The sequence below is a fragment of the Rhodosalinus sp. genome, assembly GCF_046542825.1.
GTDB lineage: Bacteria > Pseudomonadota > Alphaproteobacteria > Rhodobacterales > Rhodobacteraceae > Rhodosalinus.
Genome location: NZ_JBKHAQ010000077.1, coordinates 1 through 13,880, shown reverse-complemented (window position 1 = coordinate 13,880; position 13,880 = coordinate 1). Strand labels below are relative to the sequence as shown.

16 protein-coding genes and 1 pseudogene are annotated in these 13,880 nt (G+C 69.0%); 11 read left to right on the top strand and 6 right to left on the bottom strand.

Annotated elements, in window-relative coordinates; translation table 11 throughout:
* Positions 1 to 1,400, bottom strand: a 1,400-nt coding sequence (locus tag ACLFOB_RS10670; protein ID WP_410926057.1) for a D-alanyl-D-alanine carboxypeptidase family protein, incomplete at its 3' end; no start/stop codon positions are given.
* 337 nt (positions 1,401 to 1,737) lie between these two features.
* Between ACLFOB_RS10670 and clpS the strand changes: the two genes are divergently transcribed.
* From clpS to ACLFOB_RS10655, 3 genes are read left to right on the top strand one after another with little or no spacing between them, the layout of a single operon-like run.
* On the top strand, positions 1,738 to 2,058 hold the full coding sequence (gene clpS, locus ACLFOB_RS10665; RefSeq protein WP_410915662.1) for an ATP-dependent Clp protease adapter ClpS: 321 nt from the start codon (positions 1,738 to 1,740) through the stop codon (positions 2,056 to 2,058).
* Positions 2,059 to 2,104: 46 nt separating this feature from the next.
* A complete protein-coding gene (locus ACLFOB_RS10660) occupies positions 2,105 to 3,100 on the top strand; it encodes a methyltransferase (protein WP_410915655.1) in 996 nt (331 codons plus the stop codon).
* Between the two features lie 25 nt (positions 3,101 to 3,125).
* The gene (locus tag ACLFOB_RS10655; protein ID WP_410915654.1) at positions 3,126 to 3,926 is read left to right on the top strand and encodes an SDR family NAD(P)-dependent oxidoreductase; all 801 of its coding nucleotides are present in this window, start codon (positions 3,126 to 3,128) and stop codon (positions 3,924 to 3,926) included.
* 153 nt (positions 3,927 to 4,079) lie between these two features.
* Here the strand turns inward: ACLFOB_RS10655 and ACLFOB_RS10650 are convergent, their stop codons facing one another.
* On the bottom strand, positions 4,080 to 4,457 hold the full coding sequence (locus ACLFOB_RS10650; RefSeq protein WP_410926056.1) for a hypothetical protein: 378 nt from the start codon (positions 4,455 to 4,457) through the stop codon (positions 4,080 to 4,082).
* A 99-nt stretch (positions 4,458 to 4,556) separates the two neighbouring features.
* On the opposite strand from ACLFOB_RS10650, the gene hemF reads away from it, so the two are divergent.
* On the top strand, positions 4,557 to 5,447 hold the full coding sequence (gene hemF, locus ACLFOB_RS10645; protein WP_410926055.1) for an oxygen-dependent coproporphyrinogen oxidase: 891 nt from the start codon (positions 4,557 to 4,559) through the stop codon (positions 5,445 to 5,447).
* Between the two features lie 4 nt (positions 5,448 to 5,451).
* Here hemF and ACLFOB_RS10640 read toward each other — a convergent pair whose 3' ends face one another.
* Together ACLFOB_RS10640 and ACLFOB_RS10635 are read right to left on the bottom strand one after the other, a co-directional pair.
* Positions 5,452 to 6,063 (bottom strand): exopolysaccharide biosynthesis protein, encoded by a 612-nt coding sequence (locus ACLFOB_RS10640; protein WP_410915650.1) that lies wholly within the window; start codon positions 6,061 to 6,063, stop codon positions 5,452 to 5,454.
* A gap of 75 nt (positions 6,064 to 6,138) precedes the next feature.
* Positions 6,139 to 7,311 carry a lytic murein transglycosylase gene (locus ACLFOB_RS10635; protein WP_410926058.1) on the bottom strand — a complete coding sequence of 391 codons (1,173 nt, stop codon included), beginning with the start codon at positions 7,309 to 7,311 and terminating at the stop codon, positions 6,139 to 6,141.
* Between the two features lie 269 nt (positions 7,312 to 7,580).
* Here ACLFOB_RS10635 and ACLFOB_RS10630 point away from each other — a divergent pair, with 269 nt between their 5' ends.
* The gene (locus tag ACLFOB_RS10630) at positions 7,581 to 7,949 is read left to right on the top strand and encodes a hypothetical protein (RefSeq protein WP_410915648.1); all 369 of its coding nucleotides are present in this window, start codon (positions 7,581 to 7,583) and stop codon (positions 7,947 to 7,949) included.
* 1 nt (position 7,950) lies between these two features.
* On the opposite strand, the gene ACLFOB_RS10625 is transcribed toward ACLFOB_RS10630, so the two are convergent.
* Positions 7,951 to 8,925, bottom strand: a complete 975-nt coding sequence (locus ACLFOB_RS10625; RefSeq protein WP_410915647.1) for a glutathione S-transferase family protein — start codon at positions 8,923 to 8,925, stop codon at positions 7,951 to 7,953.
* Between the two features lie 223 nt (positions 8,926 to 9,148).
* On the opposite strand from ACLFOB_RS10625, the gene ACLFOB_RS10620 reads away from it, so the two are divergent.
* On the top strand, positions 9,149 to 9,502 hold the full coding sequence (locus ACLFOB_RS10620; RefSeq protein WP_410915646.1) for a hypothetical protein: 354 nt from the start codon (positions 9,149 to 9,151) through the stop codon (positions 9,500 to 9,502).
* A 6-nt stretch (positions 9,503 to 9,508) separates the two neighbouring features.
* Here the strand turns inward: ACLFOB_RS10620 and ACLFOB_RS10615 are convergent, their stop codons facing one another.
* Positions 9,509 to 10,684 carry a MalY/PatB family protein gene (locus ACLFOB_RS10615; protein WP_410915661.1) on the bottom strand — a complete coding sequence of 392 codons (1,176 nt, stop codon included), beginning with the start codon at positions 10,682 to 10,684 and terminating at the stop codon, positions 9,509 to 9,511.
* 202 nt (positions 10,685 to 10,886) lie between these two features.
* On the opposite strand from ACLFOB_RS10615, the gene ACLFOB_RS10610 reads away from it, so the two are divergent.
* The 5 genes and pseudogenes from ACLFOB_RS10610 to ACLFOB_RS10590 all read left to right on the top strand — a co-directional run.
* On the top strand, positions 10,887 to 11,429 hold the full coding sequence (locus ACLFOB_RS10610; protein ID WP_410915645.1) for a DUF1643 domain-containing protein: 543 nt from the start codon (positions 10,887 to 10,889) through the stop codon (positions 11,427 to 11,429).
* Positions 11,422 to 11,775: a DUF5665 domain-containing protein gene (locus ACLFOB_RS10605; protein WP_410915644.1), complete on the top strand. Its 354-nt coding sequence runs from the start codon at positions 11,422 to 11,424 to the stop codon at positions 11,773 to 11,775. The genes ACLFOB_RS10610 and ACLFOB_RS10605 overlap by 8 nt, the downstream gene beginning before the upstream one ends.
* Positions 11,776 to 11,856: 81 nt before the next feature.
* Positions 11,857 to 12,957, top strand: a complete 1,101-nt coding sequence (locus ACLFOB_RS10600) for a calcium-binding protein (protein WP_410926054.1) — start codon at positions 11,857 to 11,859, stop codon at positions 12,955 to 12,957.
* 182 nt (positions 12,958 to 13,139) lie between these two features.
* A complete protein-coding gene (gene rpsO / locus ACLFOB_RS10595; protein ID WP_410915642.1) occupies positions 13,140 to 13,409 on the top strand; it encodes a 30S ribosomal protein S15 in 270 nt (89 codons plus the stop codon).
* Between the two features lie 194 nt (positions 13,410 to 13,603).
* Positions 13,604 to 13,880 (top strand): annotated as a pseudogene (locus ACLFOB_RS10590) (polyribonucleotide nucleotidyltransferase); the annotation flags it as partial.

The following is a 13,880-nucleotide window of genomic DNA, read 5'->3' as shown; positions in this document are numbered from 1 at the left end:
ACCATGAAGCAGGTGATGTTGCGCGCCTTGAGCCGGTGACAGGCCCGGTCGGCGCCGTCGCGGGTGAGTCCCACGAACTGCGCATCGAACCCGCCCGACCGCGGCACCACCTTGCGCAGCGCGCCGTCCAGCGCGGAGATATCGGTCAGCGCCGTGGTCAGCAGCACCTTTTCCGCGTCGTAGCGCGACGGGTAGCGGCCGATATTGACCGCCCAGTGCCGCCCCTCGGAGGTCGAGACGCGGGTGATCACCTCGGGCTCCGGCGCGTCGACCTCCGCGATGGCCTCCGGTCGCACTGCGGGCGCGGTGCTGCCGGCGGGCGATGATCCCTCCGCGATGACGGGCGTTTCGACGGACTCCGCCACCGCCTCGGCCACCGCGAGGGTTCCGGCGGGCAACGCGGCCCCTGGCCGGATCTGCGGGCGAAGGGAGCGCGTGACCAGCCCGCTCACGCGGACCGTCTTGCCGGCGGGGCCTTCCACGTTGCCGACGTAGGCCGGGCGCGCCGGCCGGCGTTCGGCGACCTGCGTGGGGGCCTTGCGGAATCCGAGGTCCATCAGCTCCGCCACGCGCTGGTTGCGCCAGGCCGTCGAATGGCCTCCGAAAACGGTTGCGATGACCCGCTCGCTGCCGCGCTCGGCCGAGGCCACGAGGTTGAAGCCGGCGGCGCGGGTATAGCCCGTCTTGATCCCGTCCGCGCCCGCATAGGCATCCAGCAGGCGGCGGTTGGTGTTGGGGACCGTCTTGACCCCGGCGTGCGTCGAGCGCCGGGAGAACAGATTGTAGTACTGCGGATAATCGTAGAACAGGTGCCGCCCCAGTATCGTCATGTCGCGCGCGGTCGACAGGTGCCCGTCTTCGGTCAGGCCGTGGGCGTTGCGAAAGGTGGTGCGTGTCATGCCCATCGCCTTTGCCGTGCGGTTCATCCGCCGGGCAAAGGCCGCCTCCGAGCCCGAGATCGCCTCGGCCAGCGCCGTTGCAGCGTCGTTGGCGGATCTCACCGCCGCCGCGCGGATGAGATAGCGCAGCTTGATCTGCTGCCCGGGGCGAAGCCCCAGCTTCGAGGGCGGCTCTGCCGCCGCCGCCCGCGAGATCGTCACAAGGTCGTCGAGCCCGATCTCGCCGTTCTGCACGGCTTCGAAGACGACGTAGAGCGTCATCATCTTGGTCAGCGAGGCGGGATGCAGCCGACTGTCGGCGTTCTCTGAATGCAGGATCTCGCCGCTGCGTGCGTCCATCACCATCGCGGCATAGGGTGCCGCCGCCGCGCCGGGCGGCAGGGCCACGGCGAACCACAGGATCGTGACGAACCAAAGGCCCGCACGGACCGGCCCGGAAGGCTGCCCTCTGTCCACTGTCTCTGCCTCGTCTGCCTCTGGCCGACGGTGTGCCGCCGGCATTTTTATTCTCTTCAAGCTACCACAGGAAGAGTTGCTGACAAAGCCTTTTCACCGAAGAGCTTTTCAAGCACTCGCCGGAATACCGCCCACATGTTGTGTGTCGCCACACCGAAACCGCAACAGGACCGGCCGGGGCCGCGCAGGCCGGCAGGGCAGCCGGCCGTGCCGACTCATCTGCGGCGAAGGGTCACAACGGCCGGCATGACGCGCCCGTGAACAGGAGGGCGACAAGCGTCCCGCCCCCTCTTTTCTCATGCGCTTGAGCGGCTATATTGCCGTCGCAGTGGCGCAAAAGCACGACAGTCCCATGAGTTCAGAGATCCGGACCCTGCACACGATGTCCGGCCGCCCCGGCGACGACGGGGCGGACTCGAACGTCGTGATCGAGACGAAGCCCCGCACCAAGCGCCCGCCGCTTTACAAGGTGCTGTTGCTCAACGACGACTACACGCCGATGGAGTTCGTCGTGCATGTCCTGGAACGATTCTTCGGCATGAGCCACGCGCAGGCCTTCGAGATCATGCTGACCGTGCACAAGAAGGGCGTTGCGGTCGTGGGCGTCTTCAGCCACGAGATCGCAGAGACGAAGGTCGCGCAGGTGATGGATTTCGCGCGGCGCCATCAGCACCCGCTGCAGTGCACCATGGAAAAGGAATAGGCGCGCCCGCCCGGCTGCGCCGCTCACCGTGTCCCCCGCACCGCCAATGACCGCGCCGCGCCTTCGCCTGGCGCTCGCCGAAGGCGCGCTGCCCCTGCCGGCAGCGGGACGCATCGCGGTGTTCCATCCCCGTGCCGACCTGGACCTGGCCGCTCTCCCGAAGGATCGGCTCGAGGTGATCCAGCCGCTGCAACCGCTGCATGACGATCTCGCGGCACAGGGCTACAGGATGGCAAGTGTGGCAGAGGGCCCCTATGCCGCCGCTCTGGTCGTGCTGCCGCGGGCCAAGGCGCTTGCCCATGCCCTCGTGGCAGAGGCCGCGCGCACCCTGGAACCCGGCGGTCTGGTGATCGTGGACGGGCAGAAGACCGACGGCGTCGAGTCGCTGCTCCGCGATCTGCGCCGTCGCGTTGCCGTATCTGCCCCGGTCTCGAAGGCGCATGGCAAGCTCTTCTGGTTCGGGGCGGACGACAGCCTTGGCGACTGGGCGGCCCCTGACCGGCAAACCGCCGAGGGCGGCTTTGTCACCGCGCCGGGCGTCTTTTCCGCCGATGCGCCCGACCCGGGGTCGCAGGCGCTCGCCGCCGCGTTGCCCGCCCGTCTGCCGTCGGTGATGGCCGACCTGGGCGCCGGCTGGGGCTATCTCGCCACGCGGGTGCTGGAGCGACCGGGTGTCGAGCGGCTGCATCTCGTCGAGGCCGACCGAAACGCGCTCGATTGCGCCCGCGTCAACGTCACCGACCCGCGCGCCGTCTTTCACTGGGCGGACGTGCGGCGCTGGCGTCCCGACGGGCCACTTGGCGGCATCGCCATGAATCCACCCTTCCACACGGGGCGCGCAGCGGACCCCGACCTCGGCCGCGCCTTCATCGCGGCGGCGGCCGGAATGCTCGCGCCCGGCGGGCGCCTCTGGCTTGTCGCCAACCGCCATCTGCCCTACGAGGCGGACCTCGGGCGCCATTTCGGCACCTTCAGGGAAATCGGGGGCGACCCGCGCTACAAGGTGCTCGAGGCGGCGCGCCCCGTGCGCCGCGCCCGGTGACACGGCCACGAAAGGCAGCATCCCCATGAGCTTTTCCATCGAGGGCAAGACCGCCATCGTCACCGGTGCTGCGCGCGGCATCGGGCTCGCCATCGGGCGCCACTTCGCGGACCGTGGCGCGCGCGTGATGTTCGCCGACATGGACGAGGCCGCGCTCGCCCACGAACTGGGCGACCGCCCCGACGACGAGGCGATCCGCTATTTCGCCGGCGACCTGCGCGAGCGGCTGACCGTGGCGAACCTGCTTTCGGCCACGATCGATGCCTTCGACCGCGTCGACATCCTGGTCAACGCCTCGCGGCAGATGCTGGCATCGGACCCGCTCGACCCCGAGGACAACTCGACCGAGGTGCTGCTTGAGCAGAACCTGCTGACCAGCCTGCGACTCTGCCAGATCGTCGCGCGGCGCATGATCAAGCAGGCAGAGGGGCAGGATACCGGGCAGATCGGCGCGATCGTCAACATGTCCTCGATCGCCGCGCGCCGCACCCATCCGGATCTGATGGCCTATTCGGTCTCTTCCGCGGCGCTCGACCAGATGACGCGCTCGCTCGCCGTGGCGCTCGCGCCGCACCGGATCCGGGTGAACGCGGTGGCCTTCGGCTCGGTCATGTCGGCAAGCCTCAAGGGCGCGCTGCAACAGAATTCCAGCTACCGGGAGGACATCGAGGACCACACGCCGCTCAACCGCATCGCGGCGCCGGGGGAACTGGCCGAGGCGGTCCAGTTCCTCGCCTCCGAAGGGGCAGGCTTCGTGACCGGGCAGATCATGACGGTGGACGGCGGCCGCACCCTGCTCGACCCGGTGGCGGCGCCGGCACACTGACCGCGTGTCGGACTGGCCGCGCGGCACCGCGCGCCGGTGCATCGCCGCGATCGCCGCGCCGGTCCTTCCTCTTGCCCGAAATACCCTCGGGGGGTGAGGCGGCGTCAGCCGCCGAGGGGGGCAGACAGCCCCCCACTGGTCCGTCACGGCCGTTCAGCCGGCGGGATACTGTGCCTCGCACGCGCGGATGCGGGCCGCCGCGCGCTGCGCCTCTTCCGCGCGCCGCGTCTCGAGTTGCGCGAGCTTGCGGCGTTCCTCCGCGATGTCCACCGCGACCGGCTGCCGTTCGGTCCGGGGGACCGTGATCCAGCAGGGCCGAAGGTCGCCCTCCTCGTCGCGGCAGCGGGTAAAGACCTCCTCGGGGACGGTGCGTTCCTCGATGGCGTAGCCCCGCGCGACGGTGGCGCGGGTTTCGGCGATCAGCCCGTCCAGCGTGCGCAGTTCCGAGCGGGCCTGAGAGATGCAGATGTCGCGCGCGGAACAGGCGCTCAGCACCAGAAGCGACAGCAGGGCGAAGAGGCGCAGCAGCATGGCGTTTCTCCGTTGTGTGACCACAGTCTAGCGCGGCTTCTGGTCAAGGCGAAAGCGGATTGCTACCACTTGTCCCCGACACCGCAAAAAGGCCCGCCCATGACCGAGATGCTGCAAGAGGAACGCGCGCGCGCCGCCGACTGGTTCCGCGCCCTGCGGGACGAGATCGTCGCCGCCTTCGAGGGGCTGGAGGATGCCCAGGACGCAGGCCCGCTGTCGGACCGCGCGCCGGGCCGCTTTCAGGTGACCCAGACTGAGCGCGCCTCCGACGACGGCTCCGACGCCGGGGGCGGGCTGATGAGCGTGATGCGCGGTGGCCGCGTCTTCGAGAAGGTGGGCGTGAACGTCTCGACCGTCTTCGGCACGCTGGGCGAGGCGGCGCAGAAGGCGATGGCGGCGCGCGGCGTGCCGGGCATGGACCGCGACCCGCGCTTCTGGGCCAGCGGCATCAGCCTTGTCGCGCACATGCAGAACCCGCATGTCCCGGCGGTGCACATGAACACGCGGATGTTCTGGACGCCGAATGCCTGGTGGTTCGGCGGCGGGTCCGATCTCAACCCCTGCATCGAGTACGAGGACGATACCGCGCATTTCCACGCCACGCAGAAGGCGCATCTGGACCCGCACGGGGAAGGCCTCTACCCCGAACTCAAGGCCTGGGCGGACGAGTATTTCTACATCCCGCACCGCAAGCGCGCGCGCGGTGTGGGCGGCATCTTCATGGACGACCGCAACACCGGCGACTGGGAGGCGGATTTCGCGCTGACACAGGACATCGGGCGGGCCTTCCTGCCGGCCTTCGTGCCGCTGGTGGAACGGCGGCGGCAGACGCCCTGGACCGAGGCCGACAAGGACGTGCAACTGGTCCACCGCGGCATCTATGCCGAGTACAACCTCGTTTACGACCGCGGCACCAAGTTCGGCCTCGCCACCGGGCACGACGCGAATGCCGTGCTGATGAGCCTGCCGCCGCTGGCGAAATGGGTCTGAGGGCTCAGACCAGTCCCATCCAGATCACCAGCGGGATCGCCGGCGCGATGGCGAAGACGCCAAGCCCGGCCAGCGCAAAGAGGCCGTCGCGTGTCAGAAGCGCCGCAGAGATCAGAAGGACCGAGAGCCCCAGGATCGAGGACGAGAAGGGCACCAGTTCCAGAAACGGCATGGCCAGACCCGCGCAGAGGCAGAGCAGCGTGAAGAGGCTCGCCATGGGCTGCGCGGTCAGCAGGCGCAGGCGATGGCCGGTGTTGCGGTCGATCCAGCGGCCGGTTCGGACCATCCGCGACAGCGCCGCGCGCAGGCGCGGCCCGCTCACCCCCCGGTCGCGCAGCATGCGCGGCAGCCAGACATGTCGCCGCCGCATCAGCATCTGTGCAGAGATCGCCGCGATGGTCAGCCCGCAAACCGAGGAAAAGAGCGGGATGCCCGACAGCGGGGAGAAGACCAGCAGCGCGGGCAGCATCAGCGCGGGCACGAAGCTGGCCTGCCCGAAGCTGGCAAGAAGCTCGCCCAGCGTCACATGCTCGCGATCCGAGAAAGCCTCGAGGCGCGCGATGATCTCGCCGATGGTGACCGGACCCGGATCCGGAGCGGTTTCTTGCTCAGCCATGCGGCCCCTGCGGCAGCGGCGCCCCGACGGGCGTATCCAGTCAGATAGGAGGTTGGCGCCCCGCGGCAATCCGTCTCACAGACGGTTCAGCAGCGCCGGCGTGGGCCAGCCGTCGGGCGGCAGGCCGAACTCCTCCTGCACCGCGCGCACGGCGACGCGGGTCTTGGCGCCAAGGATGCCGTCGACCTCCCCCACGTCATGGTCCATCTCCACCAGCCGGCGCTGCAGCGTCTTCATCTCGTCACCCGAGAGGCCCGGTTCGGGATCGCCCGCGTCGAACGCCGGCGCGCCCTCCAGCCGGGTGGCGAAATGGGCCGCTGTCGTCACATAGACGAAGCTCTGGTTCCATTCGAAGAGCACGCGGAAATTGGGATAGACGAGAAAGGCAGGCCCGCGATGCCCCTGCGGTGCCACGACGGAGGCCGGCAGCTCCGCAGGCCCCAGGTCGCCCCCGCGCGCCGCCACGCCAAGCTGCGCCCAGTCCGCCACCGGCTTCTCGACCGTCAGCCCCGACAGCGACCAGTCGAAATCCTCTGGCACCTCGATCTCGGTCATCCAGGGCTCGTTCGGGCGCCACCCCAGATCGACCAGAAGATTGGCACCCGACATGAGCGCATCGGGCACCGAGGTCTTGAGCGTGACGCGCCCGTCGCCGTCGCCGTCCACACCGTTATTCAGGATGTCCTCGGGCAGCATCTGCACCATGCCGATCTCGCCCGCCCAGGCGCCCGTCGTGGTCTGAGGGTCGAGGTCGCCCTCCGCGTGAAGCTCGATCGCGGCAAAGACCTGCGGGCGAAAGATCTCGGGGCGGCGGCAGTCGTGCGCCAGCGTCACCAGCGCGTCGCGCGTGTTGTAGTCGCCCTGTACCGCGCCGTAGTCGGTCTCGAACGCCCAGAACGACAACAGGATGCCGCGCGGCACGCCATGGTCCGCCTCGATTTGGTCGAAGATGTCCTGCCACTTCTCGGCGTTGCGGCGGCCGTTCTCGATACGGCTCTCGCTGATCAGGCGGCGGGCGAAATCGGTGAAGGGCATCTGGAAGACGCCCTGTCGGCGGTCGGCGGACAGCACGTCCCGGTCCTGTCGCACGCCGCGGAAAAAGCTCTCGACGAGCCCGCTCTCGTGGCCGCGCGCCCGCGCCTCCTGCCTCAGGTCGGCGACGAAGGCGTCGAAGTCGCCCCCGCAGGGCGTGTCCGTCTGCGCCGCGGCCGGACTTGCCAGGGCGGTGGAGAGCGCCATCGCTGTCATCGCTGTCATCGCTGCGCGCATGTCTGTCCTTTCATGACCTGACCGCGTGCAGGCTAGCCGCGGGTGGTCCGACTGCAAGAGGGGTCGCGCCGCCGGGGTCCCCGACGGCCGCCGTCGGTCCCTGATGGGCGCCGTGCCGGCAAGTATCTGCCGAACGGCTGCCGGTTATGCGCGCGCTTGCGGTTTCCTGTCGCCCCGATTCCGGTCATGCACTAGCGTTGGTGTCAAGCGGGCAGTTCAGGGCGGCGCCTGCGTCGCGAGTGGACCCCATGCGAGTGTTGATCGTCGAAAGCAAGCGCGAGCGCGCCGAACTGTGGCAACGTCACCTCAACCGTGCCGGGGCCGATGTCGACGTCGTCAGCGGGCAGGAGGGGGCGGCCAAGGCGCTCCTGACGATGCCCTATGACGTCATCGTGATGAACGTCCTTCTGGCGGAAGGCAGCGCCGTCGCCGTTGCCGACCTTGCCGCCTATCGCCGGCCCGAGGCGCGGGTGATCTTCGTCTCGGGCAGCCGCTTCTTTTCCGACGGCACGATCTTCGAGCTTTGCTCCAACGCCGCAGCCCTGGTGCAGCCGGACGTCCCGCCGCAGGACCTGGTGGCGCTCGTCGAACATCACGGGCAACCGCGGGACGGCTGACTCAGCCTCGTCCGTGCGGCGCGTCGAGATCCAGGATCGGTCCCACCGGCACGATGCGGTAGGGATTAATGCTCTCGTGACTGTAGTGATAGTGGCGGCGGATGTGCTCCAGGCCCACCGTCTCGGCCACGCCCGGCCACTGGTAGAGCTCGCGGGTGTAGCCCCAGAGGTTCGGGTAATCGACGATCCGGCGCCGGTTGCACTTGAAGTGCCCGTGATAGACCGTGTCGAAACGGATCAGCGTGGTGAAAAGGCGCCAGTCGGCTTCCGTGATCCGCTCGCCCATCAGGTAACGATTGTCGGCCAGCCGCGCCTCGATCCAGTCGAGCGTGTCGAAGAGCGGCAGAACCGCCTCCTCGTAGGCCTCCTGCGTGGTGGCGAAGCCGGACTTGTAGACGCCGTTGTTGACCGTGTCGTAGATGCGCGCGTTCACCGGCTCGATCGCATCGCGCAGGTCTTCCGGCCAGTAGTCGTCGGTATTGCCGGTCAGACCGTCGAAGGCGCTGTTGAACATGCGGATGATCTCGGCGCTTTCATTCGATACGATGGTTTCCCGAACGCGGTCCCACAGAACCGGCACCGTCACGCGCGTCGTCACCTTGGGATCGGCCCTGGTGTAGATGTCGCGCATGTACGACACACCATACAGCCTGTCCCCGGTCGCGCCGGGAAAATCGGTGCCGAACTCCCAGCCGTCGCGCAGCATGTCGGGGTGCACGACAGAGACGCCGATGTGATCCTCCAGCCCCTTCAGACGGCGGAAGATCAGCGTGCGGTGCGCCCAGGGGCAGGCAAGGCTGACATAGAGATGGTAGCGCCCGCTTTCGGCCGGAAAGCCGCCATCGCCCGAGGGGCCGGGCGCGCCGTCTGGCGTCACCCAGTTGCGGAATTGCGATTCGGCACGCTCGAACGCGCCGCGCTCCGAGGTGCTTACCAGCGCCCGGTCGCGCCATTCGCCGTCGATCAGCAGTCCCATCGCGTTCTCCCTTGACCATCGGGGATGGACCTAATGCCGCGTTGCGCCGTCCAACACCGCGGCGCGCGCGCAACGCGTCCTGCACCAGCGCACAGACGCGTCGGGCCGTTCCGTGCCGGGCGACGCAGGACCGCACGGCACCGCAGCATCCGGGGCGTCGGGAATCGCTTGATTTTCACTGCCGCTGCGTCACTCTTCCAGAGGGGCCCAAGGGGAACGCGCGATGTCCACCTATCCGCCGCATGACGTGCAACAGGCGCTGGACGCGGGGCGCGACGCCACGCACCGCCGCCCCGCGGGCCTGCGGATCGTGGCCGGCGGCGCCAGCCACCCGGTCCTGCGCCTGTGGCGCGAGGGCTTCGCGATGGCGGGCCACGAACGGCCGCTGCGCGGGATGGTCGACCTTTATGACGGGCCGAAACACCTGGGCCGCTGCCTGATCGTGGCCACCGCCGAGGAGGCGGGCGAGCGGCATTTCGAGTTCAAGCGTGCACCCCGCCGCGGCCCGGCCCCGCCTGCCGATTTCGCGCGTGAGGCGGAACCGCCTGCCGGGGTGCTGCCCCGCGCCGAGGGCTGATGCCCTCTACTGAAGATCGGCGAAGGCGGATTGCAGCCGGGACACGGCCTCCTCCACGCGGGCGCGCGTCGTGGCGATGTTGAACCGCAGCCAGCTTTCGCCGCCCTTGCCGAAGGTGGGGCCGTGGTTGACGGCGATGCGCGCGTCGCGCTCGACGCGCGCGGTGAACTCCTCGCGCGTCATGCCGGTGCCAGAGAAATCCACCCAGGACAGATAGGTCGCCTCAAGCGGCATCGACGAAACCCCCGGGATTTCCGCGATCCCGGCGTCGAAGACGCGGCGGTTGCCGTCGATATAGGCCATCAGCGCATCGACCCAGGCCGCGCCCTCGGGCGAATAGGCGGCAGTCGCCATGTGCATCCCGAAGGCGTTGGGGCTGATGCCAAGGCCCAGCATCCGCTGCGCGAAGGCCGCGCGCAGCGTCTCGTCGGGCACGATCACGTTGCCCAGATGCGCGCCGGCGATGTTGAAGGTCTTGGTGGTCGAGTTCATCACGACCATCCGGTCCAGCGCCTCGGGCGCCGCCACCGGCATCGGGATGTGCCGCGGGCTGCCCGGAAAGACCAGGTCCTCGTGGATCTCGTCGGAGACGAGGATCAGGTCGTGGCGCTGCGCGAAATCGGCCACCGCGCGCAGCTCCTCCCGGCTCCAGACCCGGCCGCCTGGATTGTGCGGCGAGCACAGGATCACCATGCTCTCGCGCCCGGTCATCTGTGCGTCCCAGGCGGCGATGTCGAGTTCATGGCGCCCGTCGACCACCGGCATCTCGCATTCCACCACCTCGCGGCCGGCGGCGCGGATCACCTTGGCGAAGGCATGATAGACCGGGGTGAAGAGCACCACGCCGTCGCCCGGTTCGGTCCAGATGTCCACGCACATCCCCGTGCCGTTCACCAGCCCGTGGGTGGTGAATATCCACTCCGGCGCGACGTCCCAGCCATGACGCTCTGACAGCCACCAGCGGATCGCGTCGAGATAGGCCGCGTCGTCGCCGAAATAGCCGTAGATGCCGTGATCGGCCATCCGCCGCAGCGCCTGCGTCACGCAGGCCGGCGGGCGGAAATCCATGTCGGCCACCCACATCGCCAGCCCGTCGGCGGCGGGGACACCGTAAAGCGCCTCCATCCTGTCCCACTTCATGCTGTGGGTGCCATGGCGGTCGATGAGTTCGTCGAAGTCGATGTGCATTTTGTCCTCCGGTTGCGGTCTGACCTGCCCGCATCGGCGCCCGGGCGCAAGGGGGGCGGCGCGCGCCGTGCGGGCGATCGGGCCTTGGACCCGCTTCTTCTTCCTGACACAAACGCTCCAGCCGAAGGCACGCGCGGCGTTCAGCCGTGCCGGACAGGGATATGCGCCGAAGGCGCTCCGCCGGAGAATAGGCCGTATGATCGACGAACCCGGGCTTGTCACGCGCAGGCATCGAAAGGGCGACGCCGACTCGGTCGCCGTCTACTCGCCTTGCGAGCGCTTCCGCTACCTGCTGCGCCGCGTCTGGCAACCGGAGGCGGGGCACGTCCATTTCATCATGCTCAACCCCTCGACGGCGACCGAGGTGCAGAACGACCCCACCGTCGAGCGCTGCGAGCGGCGCGCGCGGGCGCTGGGCTACGGCGGCTTCACCGTGACCAACATCTTCGCCTGGCGCGAGACCGATCCGCAGGCGATGCGCCGGGTGCCGGACGCGGTGGGACCAGAGAACGACCGCGCGATCCTGCAGGCCGCGCGCAACGCGGACCGCACCGTGGCCGCCTGGGGCGCGCATGGCGCGCACCGCGGCCGCGGGGCCGAGGTGGCGGAGATGCTCGCCGCGGAGGGCGTGACCCCGTACCACCTTGGCCTGACGCGCGATGGCCAGCCGCGTCACCCGCTCTACGTGGCCTACGCGACACAGCCCCAACCCTGGGAGCAGGCGGCCGAAAATGAATGATGCCCCGGCCAAGCCCGAAATCCGCCAGGCCGCGAGCGGTCGCGCCCCGGATCGCGAAGCGCTCGATCGCGAGACGGCGCAACGCCTGTCGCGCGCGCTGGAAGAGATCGTGGCGCATCGTATCGTTCGCATCCACGATTCGGTCATCAAGGTCGTCTTGTTCCAGTTCATGCGCGGGCTTGCCTTCGGGTTCGGCACGGTGATCGGCGCCTCGATCCTCGTCTCCGTTCTGGTGGCCGTCCTGGCGCGGTTCGAATTCGTGCCGCTGCTGGGGGACTGGGCGGCCCAGATCATCGAGCAGATCGACGAGTCGCAGGCCGACGGGCCGGAGGGTCGCCTGCGTTAACCACCTGATTCGGAACTGCTTGCCCAGACGCGCGCGGTCCTTGATCCTGCATCCTCGGGGGTCTGTCTGCGGACTGGTGGAATGCTTCTTCTGGCTGGATTGATGGGTGTGGCCCTCATGGGTTCGCTCGTGGCTCTCGCCCCTGGCGAGACCGGCGAGGACCCCAACGAGGCAACTGACGCGGAAAGGCCCGCAGACGCCGAGCCAGTCGGCGGCGAAAGCGCCGGTAATGCGCTGCTTTCGATGCTGGGCGAGGACGAGGCCGGTTGGGACGATGCCGAAGAGGTGGATTTCAGCCCTGAGCCGGAGACCGAAGTCGGGATGCCCTCCCTCGATACCGCCGGAACCTGGGCCGTGGGGGGCATTATCGGAACACTGCCTGTAGGCGCGCCGGAGGGGGATGATACCTTGTCCGGCGGCGAGGGCGACGATCAGATCGCCGGCGGCGCAGGCGAGGACTGGATCAACGGCTACGATGGCGATGATTTCGTAGCGGGCGAGGCCGGCGCCGATCACCTGCGCGGCGGGCACGGCGACGACTCGCTCGCCGGCGGGTTCGGGGGAGACATGCTGCACGGCGATGCCGGCGACGACGCTCTGGTGGGCGATAGTGGCGATGACAGCCTTTTCGGTCACATCGGCAACGATTCGCTCTACGGCGGCGACGGTGCGGATTCCCTGCAGGGCGGTGGCGGCGACGACCTGCTGGACGGCGGAGCCGGCGCCGATGTGCTGCACGGCCACATGGGCGACGACACGCTCGCCGGCGGCCCCGGCGCGGATACGCTGTTCGGCGGGCATGGCGACGACCTCGTTCTCGGCGCGCAGTTCGACTCCCAGGGCGCCGGGACGGACGAGGCGGATTTCCTCAATGGTGGCGCAGGCGAGGATACGCTGCTGGCGGGCCGCGGGGACATCCTGACCGGCGGCAGTGGCGCGGACGACATGATGCTGGGCGATTGGCTGGCGGGCGACGGCGCGACGCTGATGGACTTCGAGCCGGCCGAGGACCGGCTGATCGTGCTCTACGAAGGCGCCGCGCCCAAGGTGGAACTGTTGCCGGACGAGGACGCGCCCGGCGGCGCGCGGCTGCTGCTGGATGGCGTCGAGGTGGCCAGCATCGCGAACGCTGCAGGGCTCACCGCGGAAGAGGTCGTGCTGGTCCCGCAGGCCGGCGGCTGATTCTTGCAGCCCGCGCCCCGATCGGACCCTTTCCATGGCGCGCCAACTCACCTATATGCGCAAGGGCGCAGGCCGAAACGCATGCGCACGGGCGCACGCCGAAACGGCGCGCGTCCAATCTCCATTGGCCCTGCTGGACGACATCCCGGCTTGCGCCGCAACGGATTCGAAAGGAGACCCCGATGTCGATCACTGCCGAGAAGAAGGCCGAGGTCATTCGCGACTATGGAACCGCAGAGGGCGACACAGGCTCGCCCGAGGTGCAGGTCGCGATCCTGACCAAGCGGATCGAGGCGCTCACCGAGCACTTCAAGACGCACAAGAAGGACAACCATTCCCGTCGCGGGCTTCTCAAGCTCGTGGCGCAGCGGCGCAAGCTGCTCGACTACCTCAAGGGCAAGGACGAGGGGCGCTACAGGACGCTGATCCAGCGTCTGGGCATCCGCCGCTAGGACATGACGAGGGGCGCGGGCAGGTCCGCGCCCTTTTCGCATCCGGCGCAGGCCGGGTGGCACGACCCGCAGACCGCGCCGCCGGCTCCCACGGCGCGGCAGGACCGCAAGACGGGAGCCGGACCGCCCAGGGGGGCTGTCCGACGCGAAACGGCCCGAGGGGATGCGCCCCGACGGCCAGCCAAGGATACGAGATGTTCGACGTTACGACGAAATCGATGAAGTGGGGGGACGAGACCCTCACGCTGGAAACGGGCAAGTTCGCCCGTCAGGCCGACGGCACGGTGATTGCCACGCTGGGCGAGACGACCGTGATGGCCAACGTGACCTTCGCCAAGGCGGCGAAGCCGGGGCAGGACTTCTTCCCGCTCACGGTCCACTATCAGGAGAAATACTATGCTGCCGGCAAGGTGCCGGGCGGCTTCTTCAAGCGCGAGGCGCGCCCGACCGAGAAGGAGACGCTGACCGCGC

Bases quoted from the DNA above. Each gene is read 5' to 3' on its own strand.
- ACLFOB_RS10660 (WP_410915655.1), top strand. From the start codon at position 2,105: ATGACCGCGCCGCGCCTTCGCCTGGCGCTCGCCGAAGGCGCGCTGCCC.
- ACLFOB_RS10610 (WP_410915645.1), top strand. From the start codon at position 10,887: ATGATCGACGAACCCGGGCTTGTCACGCGCAGGCATCGAAAGGGCGAC.
- clpS (WP_410915662.1), top strand. From the start codon at position 1,738: ATGTCCGGCCGCCCCGGCGACGACGGGGCGGACTCGAACGTCGTGATC.
- ACLFOB_RS10625 (WP_410915647.1), bottom strand. From the start codon at position 8,925: ATGGGACTGCTGATCGACGGCGAATGGCGCGACCGGGCGCTGGTAAGC.
- ACLFOB_RS10605 (WP_410915644.1), top strand. From the start codon at position 11,422: ATGAATGATGCCCCGGCCAAGCCCGAAATCCGCCAGGCCGCGAGCGGT.
- hemF (WP_410926055.1), top strand. From the start codon at position 4,557: ATGACCGAGATGCTGCAAGAGGAACGCGCGCGCGCCGCCGACTGGTTC.
- ACLFOB_RS10640 (WP_410915650.1), bottom strand. From the start codon at position 6,063: ATGGCTGAGCAAGAAACCGCTCCGGATCCGGGTCCGGTCACCATCGGC.
- ACLFOB_RS10635 (WP_410926058.1), bottom strand. From the start codon at position 7,311: ATGACAGCGATGGCGCTCTCCACCGCCCTGGCAAGTCCGGCCGCGGCG.
- ACLFOB_RS10620 (WP_410915646.1), top strand. From the start codon at position 9,149: ATGTCCACCTATCCGCCGCATGACGTGCAACAGGCGCTGGACGCGGGG.
- ACLFOB_RS10650 (WP_410926056.1), bottom strand. From the start codon at position 4,457: ATGCTGCTGCGCCTCTTCGCCCTGCTGTCGCTTCTGGTGCTGAGCGCC.
- ACLFOB_RS10600 (WP_410926054.1), top strand. From the start codon at position 11,857: ATGCTTCTTCTGGCTGGATTGATGGGTGTGGCCCTCATGGGTTCGCTC.
- rpsO (WP_410915642.1), top strand. From the start codon at position 13,140: ATGTCGATCACTGCCGAGAAGAAGGCCGAGGTCATTCGCGACTATGGA.
- ACLFOB_RS10655 (WP_410915654.1), top strand. From the start codon at position 3,126: ATGAGCTTTTCCATCGAGGGCAAGACCGCCATCGTCACCGGTGCTGCG.
- ACLFOB_RS10630 (WP_410915648.1), top strand. From the start codon at position 7,581: ATGCGAGTGTTGATCGTCGAAAGCAAGCGCGAGCGCGCCGAACTGTGG.